Genomic DNA, 20810 nt, shown 5'->3' on the forward strand with positions numbered 1-20810 from the left:
AGCGGGGGCCTTTGCTTTTATGCCTCCCCATCGCCAGATCGGGAGGGGGACCACCCGAAGGGTGGTGGAGGGGTATTTAGCAGGCGCCGAATCCACGAATACCCCTCCACCACCTGCGGTGGTCCCCCTCCCCATCCTGCGGATGGGGAGGCACAATCATCGACACCCGCCGCGCCTGACACTACATCCCCCGCATGCCCCTCAAGATCGCTTCCTGGAACATCAATTCCGTCCGCGCGCGCCTCGGCATCGTCGAGAAGTTCCTCACTGAGGAAGCGCCCGACATCCTCTGCCTCCAGGAAACGAAGGTCACCGACGACCTCTTCCCCGGCGAAGGCTTCCACCGCTTGGGCTACGTGCACCGCATCGTCTGCGGCCAGCGTATGCACCACGGCGTCGCGATCCTCTCCAAGATCCCGCTCGTCGAAGAGGCCCGCCACGACTGGCAGGCGAACGGCGAGGCGCGGCACATCGGCGTCCGCCTGCCCAACGGCATCCGCCTCGAGAACGTCTACGTCCCCGCCGGCGGCGACGTGCCGGACCGCAATGTGAACCCCAAGTTCGGCCAGAAGCTCGACTTCATCGAGCGGATGACGCGCTGGTCCGAAGCCTGCGCGGCGCCGACCATCATCGTCGGCGACTTCAACGTCGCCCCGCTCGAATGCGACGTCTGGAGCCACAAGCAGCTCCTCAACGTCGTCAGCCACACGCCCATCGAAGTCGCCGCCCTCACCGCGCTCCAGGCGAGCAACGGCTGGGTCGATCTCGGCCGCCACTTCCATCCCGCCCCCACGCGCCTCCACACCTGGTGGAGCTACCGCTCACCCGACTGGACGAAGAACGACCGCGGCCGCCGGCTCGATCATATGTGGGCGACGCCCGACGTCGCTAAGCTCTCCGTCGGCCACCACGTCCACGAGCCCTGCCGCAACTGGGAGCGGCCGTCCGACCACGTGCCGCTCGTCACCGAGTTCGCCGTGTGAGCGCCAGCCGCGCCGTCGCCCATGCCATCGACGCGCTCCGGCGCGGCTGGCCGGTGACAATCGACGGCACCGCCTTCCTCGCCGTCGAAACCGCCGACGACGCGGCCCTCGCCGCCTTCGACGCGGACGGGCCGGCCGATCTCCTCGTCTCCGGCAACCGCGCCGTGACGCTGAAGCTCGCCAACCAGCGCGACGGCACCCCCACCGGTCCGGTGCGGATCCTGCGCACCTCCTGGGTCGACCTCGCCGAAGCGACCGCCATCGCCGACCCCGCGCTCGACCTCGCCAAGCCCTTGAAGGGCCCGTTCCGCACGGTCCCGCTCGCCTGCGACCGCGCCGCCTTCGCCGCAATCGTCCTCGCCCGCCGCGCCGGCCTCCTCCCCGCCTTCTTCATCGGCGGCCGCGCCGGCGAGGGGGCGCCGGCCGTGACCCCGGCGGAGGTCGAGCAGTTCGAGCACATCCCCGCCCTCCGCATCGCGTCCCGCGCGAAGCTGCCGACGGCCGCGGCGGAGAAGGCCGAGATCGTCGCCTTCCGCGCGGAAGAGGATGCCGCCGAACATGTCGCCCTCCTCATCGGCGCTCCCAACGGCATGCCGCCGCTCGTCCGCCTCCACAGCGAATGCCTGACCGGCGACGTGCTCGGCTCCCTGAAGTGCGACTGCGGCCCGCAGCTCGACGCCGCCCTTGCCGCCATCGCCGCCGCCGGCTGGGGCATCCTCCTCTACCTCCGGCAGGAGGGCCGTGGCATCGGCCTCGTCAACAAGCTCAGGGCCTACGCGCTGCAGGACCAGGGCTTCGACACGGTCGACGCGAACCTGCGCCTCGGCTTCGCCGACGACGAGCGCGACTTCGGCGTCGCCGCCGCCATGCTCCGCCTGCTCGGCCAGGAGGAGGTCCACCTCCTCACCAACAATCCCCGCAAGGTGGCGGGGCTGGAGGCGGCGGGGATCGGGGTGGTCGAGCAGGTCCCCCTCAGGACCGGCGGCAATCGCCACAACCAAGCCTATCTCGACACCAAGCGCCTCCGGAGCGGCCACCAGCTCTGACGCCATGAGGTCATCCCAGTCCTCCCCGTGAGGCGAAGCCTCATGGGGAGGGGGACCATGCGAAGCATGGTGGAGGGGCCTCCTCGGACTCCGCAAGGCCCCTCCACCGCACTTCGTGCGGTCCCCCTCCCCATCGCTTCGCGACAGGGAGGACGAGAGGCCGAGACTTGACACCCACACTGTATCGCGGCTCTAATACACTTCGGTGCCGCAGCAGGAAAACGACGTAGCCGATGAGTGAGAACGCGCCGCCGGTCGTCGAACTGGTGAACGTCAGCAAGACCTACGGCCGCCGCGGCGGCGGCGTTCGTGCCGTGCGCGGCGTCAGCCTCACCGTCGCGCCGGGCGAGGTCTACGGCTTCCTCGGCCCCAACGGCGCCGGCAAGAGCACGACCATCCGCATGATGCTCGGCCTCATCGCCCCGAGCGGCGGCGAAGTCCGGCTGTTCGGCGAGGATTTGCGCCGCAACCCGTCGGTGCTCCGCCGCGTCGGCTCCCTCGTCGACGGCGGCGCCTTCTACCCCTTCCTCTCCGGGCGCCGGAACCTCGAAGTCGTGGCCAAAACCCACGGCGGCGACGGCGCCCGCATCGACGAGCTCCTCGACCAGGTCGGCCTCGCCAAGGACGCGAAGCGCAAGGTGAAGGGCTATTCGACCGGCATGCGCCAGCGCCTCGGCGTCGCCGCGGCCCTGCTCAACGACCCCGACATCGTCATCCTCGACGAGCCGGTGAACGGCCTCGACGTCGCCGGCATCCAGGAGATGCGCGCCCTGATCCGCGGCCTCGCCGCCGACCGCGGCAAGTCGGTCTTCCTCTCCAGCCACCTGCTCCACGAAGTCCAGCAGGTCTGCGACCGCGTCGCCATCGTCAGCAAGGGCGAGGTGGTGCGCGAATCGGGCATTGCCGAGCTGCTTCGCCAGGATGCGGGCCTGCGGGTCGAGGCGGCGCCGCTCGATATCGCCGAAGCCGCGCTGACTGCCCGCTGGAAGGTCGAGCGCTCCGGCGACGCCTTGCTCGTCGATGCGACGAAGGACGAGGCGCCCGAGGTGGCCCGCCGCCTGATCGGCGCCGGCGCCAACCTCTTCGCCCTCGCCGCCGAGCAGCGGAACTTGGAAGACGTCTTCCTGTCGATCACCCAGCCGGAGGCGCCCGATGCTTGACGCCATAGCCGCCGAGCGCCTGAAGCTCACCCGCCACAAGGCTACCTGGTTCCTGGTCTGGCTCTACCCGGCGCTGTTCCTCATCGGCTTCGGGATTTCGGTCGCGGTCGGCCTCGCCCATTCCGGCCCCGACACCGCCAAGCCGGTCACCGCCGCCGCCTGGATCCAGCAGACGGCGCTCATCTGGAAGCTCCCCGACCAGTCGATCGGCCGCATCCTCATCGCCGCCTATGTCGCCGTCGTGTTCGCCGGCGAATATGGCTGGAACACCTGGAAGCTGGTCGTCCCGCACCGCTCCCGCATCACCCTCGTCGCCGCCAAGCTGGCGACGATCTTCCTGCTGCTCGTCGCCGCGCTGGCGCTCACCGCAATCATCTCGCTGGTCTTCACCTGGCTTGAGGGCGCCGTGCGGGGCCGCGCGGTTCCCGACGGCGTCACCGCCGCGGCCCTCCTCGATGCGCATGGCCGCACCGCGCTCGCGGGCCTCGCGCCCTTCCTCTTCACGCTGGGCTCGATCAGCCTCGCCGCCGTCCTCACCCGCTCGATGGTCGCGGCGCTGGTCATCGGCGTCGTCATCGCCATCGTCGAGAAGCTTTTCGTGGGCCTGGGCCCGTTCCTTGCGCCCTACGCGCCGGGCCTGATCTGGACCCTCTACCACGCCCTCCCCGGCTACCACCTCGTCAACCTCGCCTCGTGGATCAGCGACGGGGTCGCCCACAAGGCGCCGTTCCCGGACGGCCGCATCGTCGCGCTCGGCTGGACCACCTCCCTCGCCGTCGCCGCCGCCTGGATCGCCGCGCTCACAGCAGGCACCTTCGTCGCCTTCCGCCGCCAGGACATCAACTGACGCCAGCGGCCGGTCAGCCTCCGCCGAGATAAGGCAGGATCGGCCGCAAATCGTAGCCAGCGCCCGCCGCGGCTTCCAGAAGCTCCGCAGACGGAACGCCCCGACCGGACTCGGACAGCGCCCACAAATAGGTCGAACGCGTGCCGGACTTGCAGAATGCCAGCACCGGCCCCGCCTCCAGCGCCTCCGCCATCGCTTCGACCTGCGCAGGGGAAAAGCCGCCAGCCACCGGAATGTGCCGGTAGCCAAGCCCCACTGCCGTCGTCGCCGCCTCGATGTCGGCGCCAAGCGGCTGCCCCGGCTCCTCATGATCCGGTCGATTGTTGACGATCGTCCGCACCCCCGCCGCCGCTACCGCAGCCACGTCTCCGGGCAAGATCTGCCCCGCAACCCAGACATCCTCGGAGAGCTTCTTCATTGCGGCGACGGGCAATGCACGCTGCTACCCACCAAAGCCAGCAGCCGATCGCGGCCGCCCCGCAGGTCGGCGCCCGTCGCCGCGGCTGGCTCGGGGCCGTCGCCGAGGCCCCGCCACAAAGCGGCGTTGAAGGCGCGGGTGTCGAGGCGGTCCTCGGTGCGGAAATCCTGCCCCCGCATCGCCTCGGCCCACCACGCGGCGCTCCGGCCCGTGCAGGCGGTCGCGGCCGCCGTCCGCGCCGCGTAGCGCTCCGCCGGAATCGGCAGCTGGGTCGTGCGCAGCACATCGGCGGCTTGGGCGCGGTAGGTCCAGCCCGCTTGCGCTGGGTCGAACAGGTCCGCCATCGGCAGCGCGAGCGCGTCGTTCAGCCCGAGCGGCCTCAGCCCAAGCACCGCCTCGATGGTGCGGAGCAGGTTCACCGTGGTGTAGCGGGTCGAGACCAGGGCACCCTGCCGGACATAGGGTCCTGCGACCAGCGCCAGCGACCGGCGCGCGTCGACATGGTCGGCGCCGTTCTGCGCATCGTCCTCGATGACGAAGACCAGTGTCGATCCGGCGGCGCGGCTGCGGGCGATGCGCTCCACCACCAGCCCTAAAGCATAATCATTGTCCGCCATCTGCGTCTCGACCGTGTTCACCTTGTCCAGCGCCTTGTCGAAATCCCCGAAATGATCGTGGCTGAGGCGCATCAGCGTCAGCGCCGGCACATTTCCCGCGGCGTCCTGCGCATCGAACTCCCGCTGCCATTCGAGCACGCGCCAATAATCGGCGAGCTTCTGGTCGAAGCCGCGGAAATAGGGGTCGCTGCGGCGGGCGAGCAGCCGGTCGCCGGGCGTGTAGACCCGCCGTTTCTCCTTGAACGGCTCGCGGATCACGGGGACAGACCCCGGCTCGCCGGAATCGTAGTTCGACGCATCGGAGAAGCCGTAATTGCGCACCGATAGCCCGGCGCGGATCGCCGCATCCCACAGGAAGCCCTGGCCGGGCTTGTCGTCGTCCTCGGGATCGGGCGCGACGAGCAGGGCGGGCCCCGGCAAGAGATCGGGGTCGGCCGACAATTTGGGATTGGCGGCGCGCCGCTCGGCGGGGCTCAGCTGGGTCGGAATGAAGCGGTCGGTCTCCTCCGATTCGTAGGCGAGGCCGCGGCTCGCATAGTTTACCGGCGCCGTCTTCTCGAGCAGATCCGTGGCCCGCGCGGCGGTCGACCAGCTCCAGCCGGTGCTCGACTGCTCCCCCGAATCGTAGAAATTGTCGAGCGTCACGAACTGCCGCGCCAAGGCATGGTGGTTGGGCGACAGCGGCTTGCCGAGGATGGCGAGGCGCGGATCGCCGTTGCCCACGTCAAGATCGCCGAGCACCTGATCGTAGGTGCGATTCTCCTTGATGATGAAGACGACGTGCCGGATGCGCGCCCGGATCGCCGCCATTCGCGCTTCGGCCGCGGCGCGGGCGGCGGCGTCGGCGAGGCCGATGTTGCTCGCCACCTGCAGGGTCGCCGCCGCCAGCGCTTTGCCCGCCGGCAGCGGGAATTGCAGCAGGCCGGCCTTCTCCAGCTGGAAGATATATTGGTTCGCCGCCCCGCAGGCATTGGGCTGGCCGCGGTAGATGGCGAGCTTGGGCGCGCAGCCCTGCGGGTTCGGGCCAGGCGGGCTCTTGCGGTTGGCGACGAATACCCGCGCATTACCCGCGACGGCGACGGCGCTTGGATACCAGCCGGTCGGCACCAGCCCTTCGACGGCCGCCCCGTCCGCCGTCGGTGCGACGATGGCGACCGCGTTGATGCCGCCCAGGGTGACGAGCAGTCGTCCGTCGGGGAGCCGGGCGAGCGCGTTGGGATTGAGCCCCTTGCCGAGCTTGGGCGCGCCCAGCGCATCGGGGAGCGCGAGCCGCGGCTGTGCGACCAGTCGCTGGCGCGCAACATCGACGATGGCGAGGCGGTCGTCATTGTCCTCCACCGCGTACAACCGCCCGCTACGCGGGTCGGCTAGCAAGGCGGTAGGCTCGCCGATTGTGGGCACTCTTCTGTCCACGGCGAGGCCGGTCGGGGCCACCGCGAGGCGGACCAGCTCGCGGTCGCGCGGCGCCGAGACCCAGGCGTGAGCGGGATCGGTCCAGGCGATTGCGAACGGATATTCGCCCCCCGGCACGCCTGCCCGCCGGGGGTCGATCTTGCCCGGCCGCAGGTCCTGCTCGGCCACCACCCGCAGCCCGTCAAGATCGACGAGGCTGACGGAATCGTTGAAATAATTGGCAACGAGGGCGCGGCGGCCGTCCGGGCTGACCGCGATCCCCGCCGCCTGCGGCTTGACGTCCGCGCCGAGGCCTTCCTTGTGGCCGAGCGGGATGGTGCCGCGCTCGGCGAAAGTGTCGCCCTGCCGCACGAACACATGCACCACGTCGTCGACGCCGCCGCCGACCACGAACCCGCTGCCGTCGGGGCGCCAGGCGATGCCGCCGAAGCTGTTCGGCACCGTCAGCGTCTGCACCCAGCGGCTGCCCGCCGCATCGACCGCATAGCGGAGCACATATTGCACCGATTGCGCCGGGATCGCCTTCCCGTCCGGCCCGTTGAACTTGTTGTAGCCGCTGGTCAGGACGAGCATCTCCCGCCCGTCGGGGCTGGTGGCGATCGCCGCCGCGCCGTCGGCGACGTAGCCGGGGTTCGGGCCGGTGCGGACGACGAGCGGCTCGAACCGCGCGTCCGGCGCCGCCGTCGGCGTCAGGCGCTGTCCGGTGGGCAGATCCTGGGCGGGCGCCGCCGGAGCGGGGCAAGCCAGCGCGACGGCGGAGGCGCAGGTGGCGGCGAGACGGGCGATGCGGGGCATGATCCTCATGGCGCGAACCTATCTCCCTCTGCCGACGGATTTCAACGCACCGATGCGCCTCATCGAACGATGGGTTATTCGAAGCCGCGCACCACCTCGACGAAGGCAGCCCCGTATTTGTCGAGCTTCGCCGCCCCGACCCCGGAGACACGCGACAGCGCCTGCAGCGATGTCGGCTTCACCGCCGCAATCTCGCGCAGGGTCGAATCGTGGAAGATGACGTAGGGCGGCACCCCTTGCGCGGCGGCGAGGTCGCGGCGGCAGGCCCTCAGCGCGTCGAACAGCGGATCGCCCTCGGGGTTGGAGTCCCGGTTCGCCCGCCGCCGCCGCTCGCGCTTCGGCTGCACGACGAGATCGAGCCGCTGCTCCCCCTTGAGGATCGGCTTCGCCCCCGGCCCGAACGACAGGCCGCCATAGGCATCGGCGCGCAGCGCGTCCCGCGCCATCAGCGCCCGCGCCACCGGCTTGACCAGCGCCAGCTCCTCCTCGTCCGCGATGCCGAACACCGACAACCGGTCGTGCCCGAACGAGCGCACCTTCTCGGTATCCTTCCCGGCGAGCACGTCGGTCAGATGCTGCACGCCGAACCGCATCTCGGTCCGGAAGGCGGCGGAGAGCAGTTTCTGCGCCGTCTGCGTCGCGTCCACCGTCGTCGGCGGGCTGAGGCAATTGTCGCAATTGCCGCATTGCTCCGGCGCCTCGTCGCCGAAGTGCCGGAGGAGCAGCGCCCGCCGGCACGCGCCCGTCTCGACGAGCGCCGCCAGCGCATTGAGCCGCTGCCGCTCCCCGCCCCGCCTCTCCTCCGGCACCTCGCTTTCGAGCCTCGAGCGGGCGCGGGCGAAATCCTCGGCGCCCCAGAACAGCCACGCCTCGGCGGGATCGCCGTCGCGCCCGGCGCGGCCCGTCTCCTGATAATAGGCCTCGACGGATTTCGGGATGCCGGCATGGGCGACGAAGCGCACGTCGGGCTTATCGATGCCCATGCCGAAGGCGACGGTTGCCACCATCACCATGTCCTCCGACGCGACGAACGCCGCCTGGTTGCGCGCCCGCACCCGCGGGTCGAGCCCGGCATGATAGGGCAGCGCGCGCCGCCCGCCGCTCCCGAGCTGCTCGGCGAGCTTCTCCGCCTTGTCGCGGCTGGTCACGTAGACGATTCCCGGCCCCGGCTGCTCGGCAAGCAAAGCCTTCAGCTGCTGCCCCACCCCGTCGCGCGGCCGGACATGGTAGCGGATGTTGGGCCGGTCGAAGCCGGCGACGATCAGGCCGTCGTCCGGAATGCCGAGCTGGACGAGGATGTCGGCCCGCGTCGCCTTGTCCGCCGTCGCCGTCAGCGCCAGCCGCGGAACCCCCGGAAACGCGTCCAGCAGCGGCCGCAGCAGGCGATAGTCCGGCCGGAAATCGTGCCCCCATTCCGAGACGCAATGCGCCTCGTCGACGGCGATCAGCGACAGAGGCGTGCGCGCCGCCAGCTCCCGGAACCCCTGCGTGCTCGCCCGCTCCGGCGCCACGTAGAGCAGATCGAGCTCGCCGCGCTTCAGCCGCGCCAGCGTCTGCTGCCGCTCCTCCTCCGGGTCTGCGGACGTGAGCGACGCCGCCCGCATCCCGAACGCATCGGCCGAGCGAATCTGGTCGTGCATCAGCGCGATCAGCGGTGAGACGACGAGCGCCGTCCCCTCCCGCGCCAGCGCTGGCAGCTGGTAGCAGAGCGACTTGCCCGCCCCCGTCGGCATCACCGCCAGCGTGTGCCGCCCCGCCATGACGCGGTCCACCACCGCCTCCTGCACGCCGCGGAAGGAAGGAAAGCCGAAGGTGCGCTGGAGAATCGAAAGCGGAGAGGTCACTGCCTCCCCGTAGTCGTCGCCAAGGCGAGCGGCGAGTCGCATGTGGCGCGTAATAACAGAACATAATAGAAACTCAACGCCTGGGGCAGATACTCACCGGCAGGTCACCGCATCTCCTTCCCTCCACGGCCGCAGGCGAAGGTTGGCGAGTTCGATCCTGTCGAGCGGAAACGGCCAATGCTCGTAGCCGCGCTTGCCGGGCAAGACGAGGCACACGTCCGTCGGCTTCGAGCGGCCGCCGAGCCCTATGACCGCCGTATAGGTCAGCCCCTGCCGATAGCCGTTCTCGATCGTGAGCAGGGCCTCGTGCGGTGTCCTGCCGGCGACGTCGCGGAAGGTGAAGCGAATTTGGCCGCGGGCGATGCGGGTGGGAGGCGGCCCCTCGCCCTTCAGCGTGAAGGCCGGTGCCAGGACCTTGGCGTCCTGGGGCACCTCCGTGCTGGCAATCTTCCCCAGCGAATAGGCGTCCAAATCGGTCAATGGAGGGGCCGGTACCGGGGCTGCCGCCGTGACGGCGCCGTCGGAGTCGACGCGAACGACGATCGACTCACCGGATGCGAGGGAGACTGTCGAAGCGGGCGGCGGAGCGGCGGCGACCAAGGGCGCCGCGGTTAGCGCCGCAGCGGCAAGCATCATCGATATGCGCATGGTGAGCCCCCTTTCGCGCGATGACACACCAGAAAACCGCTTCGATCAAGCGCCTGCCCCTTCCGCAGGCGCTCCGGACGGCCTAAGCGAGAGCCATTCCCCGGGGAACCGCTGACGCCTGCGGTTGAGAGTCGGCCTGGCAGCCGAGACCCGTCGAACCTGATCCGGCTTACACCGGCGTAGGGAGGGAGAGGCGGCCCGCCCGCTCTCCCTCCGATTTGGAGAGCGACACATGGCCGACGTCCCCGCCCGCACCGAACTGAAAGTGACCACCGGCCCGATCCGCGGCAGCCGCAAGGTCCATGTCGGCCCGCTCAAGGTCGCGATGCGCGAGATCCACCTCGAGCCGGGCTGCGGCGAGCCGCCCCTCAGGGTCTACGATCCGTCCGGCCCCTATACCGACGGCGCGACCACGATCGACATCATGGCCGGCTTGCCCGAACTCCGCCGCGACTGGATCCGCGCCCGCGGCGACGTCGAGGAGGTCCTCCAGCGCGAGGTCAGGCCCGAGGATAACGGCCAGCTCGGCCCCGATCGTTCGGGCGGCGTAGCGCCCTTCCCGAACGTCCGCCGCAAGGTGCTGCGCGCCAAGGCCGGCGCCAACGTCAGCCAGATGCATTACGCCCGGAAGGGCATCATCACCCCCGAAATGGAATATGTGGCCGTCCGCGAGAACCTGGGCCGCGATGCCATCGCGGCCCAAATCCGCGACGGCCAGGATTTCGGCGCCTCGATCCCCGACTACGTCACCCCCGAATTCGTCCGCGACGAGGTCGCCCGCGGCCGCGCCATCATCCCCAACAACATCAACCACCCCGAGTCCGAGCCGATGGCGATCGGCCGCAACTTCCTCGTCAAGATCAACGCGAACATCGGCAACTCGGCGGTCGCCTCCGACGTCGCCGCCGAGGTCGACAAGATGGTCTGGTCGATCCGCTGGGGCGCCGACACGGTCATGGACCTCTCCACCGGCCGCAACATCCACGACACCCGCGAATGGATCGTCCGCAACTCCCCCGTCCCGATCGGCACCGTCCCCATCTACCAGGCGCTGGAAAAGGTCGGCGGCGTCGCCGAGGACCTCACCTGGGAAATCTACCGCGACACGTTGATCGAGCAGGCCGAGCAGGGCGTCGATTATTTCACCATCCACGCCGGAGTCCGCCTCCCCTACATCCCGATGACCGCCAAGCGCGTCACCGGCATCGTCAGCCGCGGCGGCTCGATCATGGCCAAATGGTGCCTCGCCCACCACAAGGAGAGCTTCCTCTACACCCGCTTCGAGGAGATCTGCGAGATCATGAAGGCGTACGACATCGCCTTCAGCCTCGGCGATGGCCTGAGGCCAGGCTCAATTGCGGACGCCAATGACGAGGCGCAATTCGCCGAGCTGGCGACGCTCGGCGAGCTCACCCAGATCGCCTGGAAGCACGACGTCCAGGTCATGATCGAAGGCCCCGGCCACGTGCCGATGCACAAGATCAAGGCCAACATGGACAAGCAGCTCGAAGCCTGCGGCGAAGCCCCCTTCTACACATTGGGGCCCCTCACCACCGACATCGCCCCCGGCTACGACCACATCACCTCGGCCATCGGCGCCGCGATGATCGGCTGGTTCGGCACCGCGATGCTCTGCTACGTCACCCCCAAGGAACATCTCGGCCTCCCCGACCGCGACGACGTCAAGGTCGGCGTCGTAACCTACAAGTTGGCCGCCCACGCGGCGGATTTGGCGAAGGGCCACCCGGCCGCCAAGATGCGCGACGACGCCCTGTCACGCGCAAGGTTCGAATTCCGCTGGCGCGACCAATTCCACCTCAGCCTCGACCCCGACACGGCGGAGCAATATCACGACCAGACGTTGCCGGCGGAGGGCGCGAAGACGGCGCATTTCTGCTCGATGTGCGGCCCGAAGTTCTGCTCGATGAAGATCACCCAAGAGGTGCGCGACTTCGCCGCGAAGCAGAACGCCACCGCTGACACCTTCCTAGAGGCGACGGAGGCGCAAGCCGGGATGGCCGAGATGAGCGAGAAGTTTCGGGAGACCGGCTCGGAGCTCTACGTCGGAGCCGGCGGCCGCGAGCACGACTAAGCGTAAAAGAAAGGGCCGCTCGCGCGGCCCTTTCCGTTTGCCTGTTGAGACGTCTCAGGCGTCTTCCAACACCTCGCCTTCGAGCTCGCCGAAATCAGTGCTCTCCGGCTCGGCCCCATTGTAGGCCAGCTCATAGAGAAGGGTGTACAGCTCCTTCTGCCCAGCGAACCCGGCCTGGCTACGCATCCATTTGTTGGTGGGCGACTTCTCCCAGTCGACCACTGCGAGGTTGTCCACGAGTTCCTCGAGCTTGGTCGCTTTCCCGGAGTCGATGTGGGTCGTGATGACGTCCTTCCCGAGCTTGGCCAGCGAGGCGACGCCAACCAGGTCCTTGATCCGGTACTTGATCTTCTCGAAAGTGACCACGCCGGTGTCGGGATCGACGACAGTCCGCTTCTCGGGCATTCCGTTCCACGCCTCGACGCAGGCCTTCGCCACCGCAGCCCAGTAGCGCTTCGCGTACTTCAGAGGCAGGTGCTCGTCGATTGCCGAAAGGCGGCTGAGCAGCTGTACCGGGAACATGTTCGAGGTCGATCGGCGCAACCCTTCGTACGTGACCTGACGGTTCGGATCCCGAACCCCCGTCATGTTGATTTGCTCGATGCCGTCGATGGGCCCCCAAACCGAACCGTCATCGCGGCACAAGCTGAAGGTAATCCGGCGAATCTGCTGAGCGTAGGTGGAGTCCGCCGCCTCCGTGATGTCCCCCCGCGTCGTTTCGATCAGCGCCTTGGGCAGCTTGCGTTGCGTGGCGTTGATCGTGTTGAACATCGTTGCTTCCTCGATGAAGCTCAATCCGAAGTACAACGTGCACGGGATCTGAGGGAGAAACTCGGCATCTTTGGCCCAAGCGGCGATCAAGCCATGGAAACGATGCTGGCCGTCGATCACCGAGGCGACGAAGGCGCCGAATGCCGCCTTGATACCGTCAATGTCTCCGGCGTCGAGCAGCTTCAGGAACCGCTTGATCTCGACGGGGTCCGAAAGACGCACGGAAATGATGATGGGGGGAATTTTGTGCCTGTTGTTCCCCTCGGCGTAATAGCGCCCGATCTCGGCGAAGCGCTCCGGGGATGGCGGCCGCTGATAGCCGTGCTTATCGAACGCGTTCGAAAGCGGATCGGCGGAATTGTAGGTCGAAACGAAGAAGAGCTCCTTCGCCTTGGGCGGCGTCAGCGCTGCCTGGTAGATACGATTTTCTTCGACGTGGCCAATCACGCGTGCGTTAATCATGGTCTTTCTCCTTGAGGCGTGGCCTTCGATCGATGCGACTGCCACCACGGCAGCCTGTCCATCGAAGAGATGGCTCCCTAGCCTCACGGCCCTGGTACCAGACGGTCGTGGAACAGGCAAGCACCACCTACAAATTTATATAATTGTAGTGGTGCCGATTTTCTTCAACAAGGAAGCCGATGCCCCTATCCCTCGCCCACATCGCCCTCATCGTCCGCGATTATGACGAGGCGATCGCCTGGTTCACGGGCGTGCTCGGCTTCACCCTCGTCGCCGACGAGTACCAGCCCGAGCAGGACAAGCGCTGGGTCCTCGTCGCGCCGCCCGGCGCCGGGCCAGGCGCCGCCACCCTCCTCCTCGCCCGCGCCGCCTCGCCGGAGCAGGAGGCGTTCATCGGCAACCAGGCTGGCGGGCGCGTCTTCCTGTTTCTGAAGACCGACGATTTCGACCGCGACTACGCCGCCTACCGCGCCCGCGGCCTCCGCTTCGTCCGCCCGCCCGCTGAGCACCCCTACGGCAAGGTCGCCGTCTTCGAGGACCTCTACGGCAACCTCTGGGACCTCGTTGAGTTAGCGAGCACCGGCTGCGTTAGTGCCAGCGCCTCGCGACCCTGAACAGCAGCCACGTCTCCAGCCCCTTCTTACCGCCACCGACGGTCCATGCGAAATCACACGTTTTGGCGAACTCGCCGAGGTTCTTCCGCGCCCTCTCGATGACCTGCTCGCGATTCGCGCGGACGCCGTCCACGATGTAGTACAGCGGCACGATCAGCCCCGCGACGGCGGCATCGGCGCTGCCTGACAGGATATGCTTTGCGCACGTCTCCGCCGCATTCATTCGGCTCTCGAGCCTCTTCTTCGGCGCTGTCACCGGCAGCCACTGCTTGAACTCGAACGCCCACTCGCGGCCTGCGGCTTTCATCCAGAAGTCGCTCCGCCCCGGGGCGCGCCCCCGGTTCTCTCGCGAAGCCTTGGCCGTGCTGAACTCCGCCAGACCCACGAAGCCGGCGCAAGCGGCCGCCGCGGCGAGGACGCTGACGCTGGCACATTCGTTGTAGGCGAAAGGGTCGTCGCCATCGATCGCGCCGCAGTAGCGCTTGGCCAGCCGATCCGCCGCCTCCAGCCACTCAGACCAGACGCGATATTCCAGCGTGTTGCGCCGCCCGCTCTTGTAAACCGCCCCGGTCATTGGAACCACCTCTCAGGTCTCACCGCAGGTTTCGCTGTATTCCGATCGATCCGGCGGACCAGGCCGGCTTGAGCCATTCCGGAGTAATCTCTTGGCGAGGTAAGCAAAAAATACATTTCCTACAGCGTACCATTTATGTTCTAAGATTGGGATGGAACAGCAGCACGATTCGCGGGCGGTTTCGGACCGCCCCTTCGCCGCCTCCGCCGCATCGGCCGAGGCTCCCGATCCCAGCCCTGCCGGCGGGCCGCGCCTCGTCGAGACCCCGCCGCTCGCGGACTGCGCAACGCCCGCAGCCGCGCCGCCGCCGAGCCTCGCCGACCCAACCGAGCAAGGCGCCCCGCCCGCCGGCGGCTACGACCCCGCCGACTATCGCTGGGTCCCCGTCCGCCGCCGCCCGCGCTACGACGGTTGGACCGAGGAGAAGCAGCGCCGCTTCATCGAGGTCCTCGCCGACACCGGCCTCGTCTCCGCCGCGGCGAAGGCGGTCGGGATGACGCGCGAGACCGCCTACCGCCTGCGCCGCTCGGCCCACGGCGCTGCGTTCGCACGCGCCTGGGACATGGCGCGACACCATGCCGGCGGCCTGGTGGAAGACATCGCCTTCGAGCGCGCGTTCGAGGGGGTCGAGCACAACGTCTATGACGAGAATGGCGAAGTGGTCTGCACCAAGCGCGTCTACAACGACCGCCTGCTGATGTTCCTGCTCAGCCACCTCAAGCCCGAGCGCTACGCCGCCGCGGCGCGTGCGGCGGGCGCGGACGCGGGTGCGGCGGAGGCGCCTCCGCCCGTCGCGCTCGAGGCGAGCCTCAAGGCCATGGAGCCGGCGCCGCCGGAGGCGCCCGAGCAGCTGCTCGGCCCCGAAACCCTCGCCGACGAGCTCCAGATCGCCGAAATCCTCGACGGCAAGCTGCCCCACTTCCTCTCCGAGCAGCGCCCGCCCAAGTCCGAAGCCCGCATCGCCGCCGAAGCGCGCGCCGCCGAGGAAGCGCGCGGCGCGGAGGCCTGGGAGAAGCAGCAGCAGGGCGGCGCCCTCTCCAGCCCGGAATTCGCCGACATGTGCCGCTACCTGGACCCGATCGGGGCGCGCGAACGCGGCCGCCGGCGCTACAGGTGAGACCTTCGTGTGACCTTAGCCGCGACGGGACGACCCGCCACGATCGCGCCGGCCGTGGCGGCAACGGCGGCGCATCACTCCGCCGCCACCGCCGCCTGCGCATGCGCGACCAGCGCCTGGAGGGCCGCCATGTGCGCCGCGAAGGCCCTGCGTCCCGTCCTGGTCAGCGACGCCCAGGTGCGCTGCCGCCCGTCCTGGGTCGCCTTGCGCAGGGTGACGTAGCCCGCCTCGCCCAATGCCGCGAAATGCTTGGAGAGGACGGAGTCGCTCACCTCGACGATGTCGCGGATGGTCGCGAACTCGGCTTCCTCGACCCGCGCGAGCAGCGCCGCGATCTGCAGCCGGGCCGGGGCGTGGAGCGCGGTGTCGAGGCCGCCCGCGCTCATCGGTCCGTCCCATGCGCAAGCTGGGCGCGGTATATCCGCTCCCAGCGGAGGCTGCCCCAGGTGCAGACGGCAAAGGCGACGGCGCCGAGCAGGAAGCCGAGCGGCTGCCCGGCGGGGGTCTCGCGCACCGCGATCGACGCGGCGAGCATCAGGGCGACGAACAGCGACAGCGCAATCGTCAGCGGCCGCGTCGCCCCCGCCTGCCAGCCGGAGACGAACATGCCGTGCCGCCGCCGGTCGTCGGTGACGCAGACGACGACCAGCGCCAGCGCCCCCACAATCATGCCGCTGGTGATTGCGAGCGGCTGGGCCACCCCCGCCACCAGGAGCCCCTCGGCGAGGCCGAACATGGCGTGGCGGTGGAACGGCCAATGCGCCCGCTCCGCCAGCCTGTGTTCGGTCCGCCCCACGTCGGCAAGGGCGGCTGCAGCTTCGTTCCGGTCCACGTCTCGTCTCCTGTCTTTCCAATATGGAAAGCGGAGTAGCCGTCACTTTCCGGGTTGGCAAGTTATTTCTTTCCAACCTGGAAAGTGTCCGCGGCCCCGGCGCGGCACTACGAGAAGGGCCGCGCCACGCGGCGCGACCCTTCCGGCTCAGCAGCCGCAATTGTTGCAGGTGCAGGGATTGCAGCGGCAGCCGCCTTTGCCGGCGGTGCAGGTGCAGGCGGCCTTGGTTTCGTTCGCTTTGGTCATGGTCTTTCTCCTGTGCTTGCCTTGCGGCGAATCACGTACTAGCCCCCGTACCATGGTACGGAGTCAAGCATGAAAGACATGACCATCGCGCGGCTCGGATCGGCGGCCGGCGTCGGGGTCGAGACGGTGCGCTATTACCAGCGCCGCGGCCTCCTCGCCGTCCCCCCCAGCGCCGGCGGAATCCGCCGCTACGGGCTGGAGGATCTGCGCCGCCTCCGCTTCATCCGCCGCGCCCAGGCGGCCGGCTTCACGCTGGAGGAGATTGCCGAGCTGCTCGCGCTCGACCGCACGGACGACCGCGCCCGCGTCCGCGAACTGGCCGCGAACCGCCTCGCCGCGCTCAACGCGAGGATCGCAGAACTGGAAGCCTCCCGCGCCGCCCTCGATCGGCTCCGCTCGAGCTGCGCCGCCGGCCGGAAGGGCCCGTGTCCGATCCTCGACGCGTTCGATCCCGCCTGAGCTCGGCTGCGCGCGGCCCGGGCATGGACAGCCTACAATTCTTTAGGGGTGACGCACGGCCCGGCCGCCCCCTAGCCTGCGCCTCCGACGCGGAGCGGACGAAGGCATGACCGACGGCTACCAGGCACTAACCGAGAAGGAGAAGCAGACGCTGCGGCTGTTGCTGGCCGGCCACGACGCCAAGTCGATGGCGCGGCATTTCGGGCTGTCGGTCCACACCATCAACGAGCGGTTGCGCGACGCCCGCCGCAAGCTCTCCGCGTCGAGCAGCCGCGAGGCGGCGCGGCTGCTGCGCGAGGCGGAGGGTGCCGACCCTCAATTGGTGGGGGACAGTGGAATCGGGGATGCGCTGGCCGCTCCTCCCGGTCAGGCAGGCGTCACAGCCAAGCCAGGTCCGCACCGCCGCGCCGCCTGGGCCATCGGAGGTATCGCCATGTTCTCGCTCGCCATCGCCGCCCTCGCTCTCTCCGCAGCCCCTCAGCACCGGCCGGCGACGGCCGCCCAGAGCGCCCCCGCCCCCGTCGCCGAAACCCGCGCCACGCAGGCGGCGCGCGCCTGGCTCGCTTTGGTCGACGCGCAGAAATGGCAGGAGAGCTTCGCCGGCACGACGCAGAGGTTCCAGACGGTCAACACCTACGAGATGTGGCACAAGGCGTCGGTGGAGGGTCGGGTGCCACTCGGCCGCGTCCTGTCGCGTCGCCTGCTCGGCGCAGAGGACATACCGGGCCCGGGCGACGGCAATCAGCTCGTCCGCTTCGAGGCGGATTTCGCGAACAAGCCTCATGCGATCGAGAGGCTGGTCCTGGTCGAGGAAGGCGGCACATGGAAGATCGTCGGCTACATCATCGAGTGACACGCCGCCGCCGGAACGGCCAATCCGTCACGCCGCCGGCCCACCAGGCCCACCAGATGATCACCGGCTGCAGCGCCAGCCGCGGGCCGTGGTACCACCAGCTGAGGTGGGCGCCGCCGAGCGGGATGTCGTGGAGCGCGTGGTTGATGTTGGCGGGCCACACGCACAGCGCATAGAGCGCAAGGCCGATCGCGGCGGCACGGCGGGTCCAGGGGACGAGCAGGCCGATCGCGCCGGCGAGCTCGCACAGGCCGGTCAGCGCAACGATTCCGCGCGGCCACGGCACCCAGGCGGGCGTGATCGCCACGAAGCCGGCGGGGGAGCGCAGGTGAGCGATGCCCGCGAGGAGGTAGGCGGCCGCCAGCGCCCAGCGCGCCCATCGCCTCGCCCAACTCTCGCCCGCAGCGGCGCGCGGGCCGGGCGGCGCCTCGGGCCCTTCCCGGCCCGCGGCTTTCATCGGGGCGCCGAGCGGTTCCATGGCGGCGGGAATCTTCCTGTTCATCTCGCGTGATCCTGCACACAATGATACCGCGCAGATCACGATCCGTCGCGTGCTCAGTATCGCGTGAACTGTTCCTCGCCTCCTGTCCCGGCGGGAATGCCATTCGTGCCGATGACGGTCGGCGCAGTGGTGCAAATCGATGGTACGCGCATCCGTGCCGCTGCCGGTTCGGTAACCGTGGCGGTGCGGGTCCGTAGCAGGCCTGTGCCGGGTCGCCGCCTCTGCGGCGATTGCTTCCATGCCCGTAACGTCTTAGCCTCGGCGTTCCATAAGGGGCTTCGGGGGAGAATTGGCCATGTCACCGCACAAGCTGCTGCAAATCGCTCTGGTCCTTTTCGGGATCGTCTTCTGCCTCGTCTATCCGCTCGCCATCGTCTGGCCGACAGGATGGGCGTGGCATGCCGGGCCGCCCGCCGATTCCGATTATTTCCTGATGATCGTCGGCGTCTACGCCACCCTCGGCATATTCCTGATCCTGGCGGCGCGGGACCCGGCGGCGCACCGCTCGCTGATCCTCTTCACCATCTGGTCGAGCCTCGTCCATGCCGCGATCATGGCCTTCGAGGCGATGGGCGCAGCGGGGCAGCACGGCCACCTCATGGGCGACGTCCCGGCGCTGGTGCTGGTGGCGGCGGTGCTCGGCGGGCTGCTCTACGCCGACCGAAACGGCCGCGCCGCCGGCTGAACGGCGGCCGTCATGGCCGAAGAGGCGCCCGCCTTCCGCGCCGCTGCCAACCGCAGCCTGGCGCAGCTCGGCCTCGCCGGCGACTGGGTCGATGTCCGTCTCGGCGCCTCGGTCCTCACCGTCGCCGACTCCACCGGCCGCCGCGTCGATATCCCGTTGGACGCGTTTGACCGCGCCCGCTTCGGCTACGACACCGGGCGCCTGGGGGTCCGCACCTACGACATGCGGCTGTGGACCGGCCGCGCGCCACGCCCCCTCCTGTTTCGGCATAGCGGGCGCTATAGCATGGGGGGCTATGCTGCGGTCGCCCGCGGCCTTGCCGCCGCCGTCGCCGCCCGCGAGGCATCGGCGCCGTCGAGGGCGGGCTCGGCTGGGTATTTGCGATCGTCTACGCCGGGTTCGTCCTGGGGGTCCTCGGCTACACCGCCTGGGCGACGGTCCAGAGCGTGCGCGAAGGGGAGCCCTTGTGGGTCGTGCTCACCCTCCCGGTCATCGTGCTGATCGCCGGCGGCGCGGTCGGTTGGGCGTTCTTGAGCCTCTATTGTCCTCGGCGCCTCAGCCATCTCGACCAACTGGAGCCGTTCGTCGGTACGACGTAACGGGCGCGTGCCGTTCGGCCGGCTCCCTAAATCCGAAAGAGAATACCCGCTTAGCGGAGCACCCCCGCCGCCCGTTGTCGGACCGCGTACCAGAGGAGCAAAGCCGCCACGATCCACAGGACGAAGGTGAAGCCCATGCCGCCATTGGTCTTGAGGCTCTCCGGCATCGCGCCGATGAAATATTGGTAGACCGTCCCGACGACCAGCCCCGCCAGCGACACCGCGAAGGCGTGAACCGCCCAGCGGCTGCGCAGCAGGAGCAGCAGCGAGCCGAGGATCGCGCCCCAGACGCCGAGGGCCCAGGCGGCCGTCATCCACAGCGGAAAGCTGTCGAACCACGCTTTCTGCTCGGCCGTGAAGGCGGCGAGGTAGCGGGCATTGTGAGTCTGCGTCATCACATAGTCGACCGCCCCGCCGGCGTTCCACAACAGGCTGAGGGCACCGACGACCCAAAGGTGCCACGGCGCGCGCATTCTCGTCGCTTCGTTCATTTGCCGATCCTCCCCCCCGGAAGAGGCTCGGTCACTACACCGCCTGGCGCGGATTGGCGAGAGCGGCGGTCAGCCGGCGCGGCTCACCTTCAGGATCCGCACCGGCGCGGCGATGCGCTCGCTCGGCTTGCCGCCCACCGCGACGGTCGGCACGTCGTGGATGCGGCGGACGACGTCCATGCCCTCGACCACCCGGCCGAACGCGGCATAGCCCTTGTCTCCCTTGGCGGGGTGGGCGTCGAGGCCCGGCTGATCGGCGAGGCACAGGACGAAGTCGCCCATCGCCGTGTCGGGGGTCGAATGCGCCATCGAGATGGTGCCGCCGACATGGTGCAGCCCCGTCTCGCTGGTCGGCTCGAGCCGGATCGGCGGCAGCAGCAGCCGGGCGCTGTGGGCGATGCCCCCCTGGACGAACCCCTCCTGCGGCGCGCCGCGCGTGTGGACGCTGCGGTAGAAGGCCGTGCCGTCGAAGCGGTGGTCGTCGGCATAGCGCACGAAGTTGGTGACGGTGATCGGCGCGTGGCGATGGTCGAGCGCGACGACGATGGCGCCGAGGCTCGTCTCGATCCGCATGCGCACATTGTCCGGCAGGTTCTTCGGCACCGGCGGATCGAAAGACGGCCGGCTCACCGCGGTGTTCGTCGCCGCGTTGGTGGCGGGAGCGGCCTGGTTGCCCGAAGGCGCACCGCCGCAGCCGGCCAGCGCTAGGAGCGGGAGGAAGTGCAGGGCGCGAATCATGCCC

General features: G+C 69.2%; 22 protein-coding genes and 1 riboswitch. Of the genes, 11 read left to right on the forward strand and 11 right to left on the reverse strand.

What is annotated here, in order from left to right:
- Positions 1-194 precede the first annotated feature (194 nt).
- From VGC56_RS04955 to VGC56_RS04970, 4 genes are all read left to right on the forward strand, one after another.
- Entirely contained in the window at positions 195-983 is a 789-nt protein-coding gene (locus VGC56_RS04955) for an exodeoxyribonuclease III (RefSeq protein WP_464123608.1), read from the forward strand.
- The gene (ribA, locus tag VGC56_RS04960) at positions 980-2029 is read left to right on the forward strand and encodes a GTP cyclohydrolase II (RefSeq protein WP_464123609.1); all 1050 of its coding nucleotides are present in this window, start codon (positions 980-982) and stop codon (positions 2027-2029) included. The genes VGC56_RS04955 and ribA overlap by 4 nt, the downstream gene beginning before the upstream one ends.
- Before the next feature lie 233 nt (positions 2030-2262).
- Complete coding sequence (locus tag VGC56_RS04965) at positions 2263-3189, forward strand: ABC transporter ATP-binding protein (protein WP_464123610.1); 927 nt, start codon at positions 2263-2265, stop codon at positions 3187-3189.
- The gene (locus tag VGC56_RS04970; RefSeq protein ID WP_464123611.1) at positions 3182-4036 is read left to right on the forward strand and encodes an ABC transporter permease; all 855 of its coding nucleotides are present in this window, start codon (positions 3182-3184) and stop codon (positions 4034-4036) included. Before VGC56_RS04965 ends, VGC56_RS04970 begins: the two co-directional genes overlap by 8 nt.
- Before the next feature lie 13 nt (positions 4037-4049).
- Here VGC56_RS04970 and VGC56_RS04975 read toward each other — a convergent pair whose 3' ends face one another.
- From VGC56_RS04975 to VGC56_RS04990, 4 genes are all read right to left on the reverse strand, one after another.
- Positions 4050-4454, reverse strand: coding sequence for a protein tyrosine phosphatase family protein (locus VGC56_RS04975; protein ID WP_464123612.1), 405 nt, complete (start codon positions 4452-4454; stop codon positions 4050-4052).
- Entirely contained in the window at positions 4451-7288 is a 2838-nt protein-coding gene (locus VGC56_RS04980) for a hypothetical protein (RefSeq protein ID WP_464123613.1), read from the reverse strand. The genes VGC56_RS04975 and VGC56_RS04980 overlap by 4 nt, the downstream gene beginning before the upstream one ends.
- 65 nt (positions 7289-7353) lie before the next feature.
- Complete coding sequence (gene recQ, locus VGC56_RS04985) at positions 7354-9165, reverse strand: DNA helicase RecQ (protein WP_464123614.1); 1812 nt, start codon at positions 9163-9165, stop codon at positions 7354-7356.
- 51 nt (positions 9166-9216) lie between these two features.
- On the reverse strand, positions 9217-9771 hold the full coding sequence (locus VGC56_RS04990; protein WP_464123615.1) for a hypothetical protein: 555 nt from the start codon (positions 9769-9771) through the stop codon (positions 9217-9219).
- A gap of 91 nt (positions 9772-9862) precedes the next feature.
- Positions 9863-9974, forward strand: a riboswitch (TPP riboswitch).
- A gap of 29 nt (positions 9975-10003) precedes the next feature.
- On the opposite strand from VGC56_RS04990, the gene thiC reads away from it, so the two are divergent.
- Entirely contained in the window at positions 10004-11863 is a 1860-nt protein-coding gene (thiC, locus tag VGC56_RS04995; RefSeq protein WP_464123616.1) for a phosphomethylpyrimidine synthase ThiC, read from the forward strand.
- Between the two features lie 54 nt (positions 11864-11917).
- Here the strand turns inward: thiC and VGC56_RS05000 are convergent, their stop codons facing one another.
- A complete protein-coding gene (locus tag VGC56_RS05000) occupies positions 11918-13096 on the reverse strand; it encodes a DGQHR domain-containing protein (protein WP_464123617.1) in 1179 nt (392 codons plus the stop codon).
- Between the two features lie 179 nt (positions 13097-13275).
- Here VGC56_RS05000 and VGC56_RS05005 point away from each other — a divergent pair, with 179 nt between their 5' ends.
- Complete coding sequence (locus tag VGC56_RS05005; RefSeq protein WP_464123618.1) at positions 13276-13710, forward strand: VOC family protein; 435 nt, start codon at positions 13276-13278, stop codon at positions 13708-13710.
- Here VGC56_RS05005 and VGC56_RS05010 read toward each other — a convergent pair.
- Positions 13685-14284 carry a hypothetical protein gene (locus VGC56_RS05010; RefSeq protein ID WP_464123619.1) on the reverse strand — a complete coding sequence of 200 codons (600 nt, stop codon included), beginning with the start codon at positions 14282-14284 and terminating at the stop codon, positions 13685-13687. The two genes, VGC56_RS05005 and VGC56_RS05010, sit on opposite strands and share 26 nt — an antisense overlap.
- Before the next feature lie 151 nt (positions 14285-14435).
- Here VGC56_RS05010 and VGC56_RS05015 point away from each other — a divergent pair, with 151 nt between their 5' ends.
- Positions 14436-15401, forward strand: a complete 966-nt coding sequence (locus VGC56_RS05015) for a hypothetical protein (RefSeq protein WP_464123620.1) — start codon at positions 14436-14438, stop codon at positions 15399-15401.
- Positions 15402-15475: 74 nt separating this feature from the next.
- Here the strand turns inward: VGC56_RS05015 and VGC56_RS05020 are convergent, their stop codons facing one another.
- Positions 15476-15787, reverse strand: coding sequence for a transcriptional regulator (locus VGC56_RS05020; protein WP_464123621.1), 312 nt, complete (start codon positions 15785-15787; stop codon positions 15476-15478).
- Complete coding sequence (locus VGC56_RS05025; protein WP_464123622.1) at positions 15784-16233, reverse strand: hypothetical protein; 450 nt, start codon at positions 16231-16233, stop codon at positions 15784-15786. The genes VGC56_RS05020 and VGC56_RS05025 overlap by 4 nt, the downstream gene beginning before the upstream one ends.
- A 315-nt stretch (positions 16234-16548) precedes the next feature.
- On the opposite strand from VGC56_RS05025, the gene VGC56_RS05030 reads away from it, so the two are divergent.
- Positions 16549-16938, forward strand: coding sequence for a MerR family DNA-binding protein (locus VGC56_RS05030; protein WP_464123623.1), 390 nt, complete (start codon positions 16549-16551; stop codon positions 16936-16938).
- Positions 16939-17044: 106 nt separating this feature from the next.
- Positions 17045-17791 (forward strand): helix-turn-helix domain-containing protein, encoded by a 747-nt coding sequence (locus VGC56_RS05035; RefSeq protein ID WP_464123624.1) that lies wholly within the window; start codon positions 17045-17047, stop codon positions 17789-17791.
- Here VGC56_RS05035 and VGC56_RS05040 read toward each other — a convergent pair.
- Positions 17781-18248: a DoxX family protein gene (locus VGC56_RS05040; protein ID WP_464123696.1), complete on the reverse strand. Its 468-nt coding sequence runs from the start codon at positions 18246-18248 to the stop codon at positions 17781-17783. The two genes, VGC56_RS05035 and VGC56_RS05040, sit on opposite strands and share 11 nt — an antisense overlap.
- 340 nt (positions 18249-18588) lie before the next feature.
- On the opposite strand from VGC56_RS05040, the gene VGC56_RS05045 reads away from it, so the two are divergent.
- Both VGC56_RS05045 and VGC56_RS05050 read left to right on the forward strand, forming a co-directional pair.
- Positions 18589-18978 carry a DUF6632 domain-containing protein gene (locus VGC56_RS05045; protein WP_464123625.1) on the forward strand — a complete coding sequence of 130 codons (390 nt, stop codon included), beginning with the start codon at positions 18589-18591 and terminating at the stop codon, positions 18976-18978.
- A gap of 12 nt (positions 18979-18990) precedes the next feature.
- The gene (locus tag VGC56_RS05050) at positions 18991-19479 is read left to right on the forward strand and encodes a hypothetical protein (protein WP_464123626.1); all 489 of its coding nucleotides are present in this window, start codon (positions 18991-18993) and stop codon (positions 19477-19479) included.
- A gap of 148 nt (positions 19480-19627) precedes the next feature.
- On the opposite strand, the gene VGC56_RS05055 is transcribed toward VGC56_RS05050, so the two are convergent.
- On the reverse strand, positions 19628-20068 hold the full coding sequence (locus VGC56_RS05055) for a hypothetical protein (protein WP_464123627.1): 441 nt from the start codon (positions 20066-20068) through the stop codon (positions 19628-19630).
- Positions 20069-20137: 69 nt separating this feature from the next.
- A complete protein-coding gene (locus VGC56_RS05060; protein ID WP_464123628.1) occupies positions 20138-20806 on the reverse strand; it encodes a peptidylprolyl isomerase in 669 nt (222 codons plus the stop codon).
- Positions 20807-20810: the final 4 nt, after the last annotated feature.

The sequence above is a fragment of the Allosphingosinicella sp. genome (assembly GCF_036403745.1).
Classification (GTDB): Bacteria; Pseudomonadota; Alphaproteobacteria; order Sphingomonadales; family Sphingomonadaceae; genus Allosphingosinicella.

Coding starts and splice junctions, on each gene's coding strand:
- VGC56_RS04955 (WP_464123608.1), top strand. CDS start 195: ATGCCCCTCAAGATCGCTTCCTGGAACATCAATTCCGTCCGCGCGCGC.
- VGC56_RS04965 (WP_464123610.1), top strand. CDS start 2,263: ATGAGTGAGAACGCGCCGCCGGTCGTCGAACTGGTGAACGTCAGCAAG.
- VGC56_RS04970 (WP_464123611.1), top strand. CDS start 3,182: ATGCTTGACGCCATAGCCGCCGAGCGCCTGAAGCTCACCCGCCACAAG.
- VGC56_RS04975 (WP_464123612.1), bottom strand. CDS start 4,454: ATGAAGAAGCTCTCCGAGGATGTCTGGGTTGCGGGGCAGATCTTGCCC.
- VGC56_RS04980 (WP_464123613.1), bottom strand. CDS start 7,288: ATGAGGATCATGCCCCGCATCGCCCGTCTCGCCGCCACCTGCGCCTCC.
- recQ (WP_464123614.1), bottom strand. CDS start 9,165: ATGCGACTCGCCGCTCGCCTTGGCGACGACTACGGGGAGGCAGTGACC.
- VGC56_RS04990 (WP_464123615.1), bottom strand. CDS start 9,771: ATGCGCATATCGATGATGCTTGCCGCTGCGGCGCTAACCGCGGCGCCC.
- thiC (WP_464123616.1), top strand. CDS start 10,004: ATGGCCGACGTCCCCGCCCGCACCGAACTGAAAGTGACCACCGGCCCG.
- VGC56_RS05000 (WP_464123617.1), bottom strand. CDS start 13,096: ATGATTAACGCACGCGTGATTGGCCACGTCGAAGAAAATCGTATCTAC.
- VGC56_RS05005 (WP_464123618.1), top strand. CDS start 13,276: ATGCCCCTATCCCTCGCCCACATCGCCCTCATCGTCCGCGATTATGAC.
- VGC56_RS05010 (WP_464123619.1), bottom strand. CDS start 14,284: ATGACCGGGGCGGTTTACAAGAGCGGGCGGCGCAACACGCTGGAATAT.
- VGC56_RS05015 (WP_464123620.1), top strand. CDS start 14,436: ATGGAACAGCAGCACGATTCGCGGGCGGTTTCGGACCGCCCCTTCGCC.
- VGC56_RS05020 (WP_464123621.1), bottom strand. CDS start 15,787: ATGAGCGCGGGCGGCCTCGACACCGCGCTCCACGCCCCGGCCCGGCTG.
- VGC56_RS05030 (WP_464123623.1), top strand. CDS start 16,549: ATGAAAGACATGACCATCGCGCGGCTCGGATCGGCGGCCGGCGTCGGG.
- VGC56_RS05035 (WP_464123624.1), top strand. CDS start 17,045: ATGACCGACGGCTACCAGGCACTAACCGAGAAGGAGAAGCAGACGCTG.
- VGC56_RS05040 (WP_464123696.1), bottom strand. CDS start 18,248: ATGAAAGCCGCGGGCCGGGAAGGGCCCGAGGCGCCGCCCGGCCCGCGC.
- VGC56_RS05045 (WP_464123625.1), top strand. CDS start 18,589: ATGTCACCGCACAAGCTGCTGCAAATCGCTCTGGTCCTTTTCGGGATC.
- VGC56_RS05050 (WP_464123626.1), top strand. CDS start 18,991: ATGGCCGAAGAGGCGCCCGCCTTCCGCGCCGCTGCCAACCGCAGCCTG.
- VGC56_RS05055 (WP_464123627.1), bottom strand. CDS start 20,068: ATGAACGAAGCGACGAGAATGCGCGCGCCGTGGCACCTTTGGGTCGTC.
- VGC56_RS05060 (WP_464123628.1), bottom strand. CDS start 20,806: ATGATTCGCGCCCTGCACTTCCTCCCGCTCCTAGCGCTGGCCGGCTGC.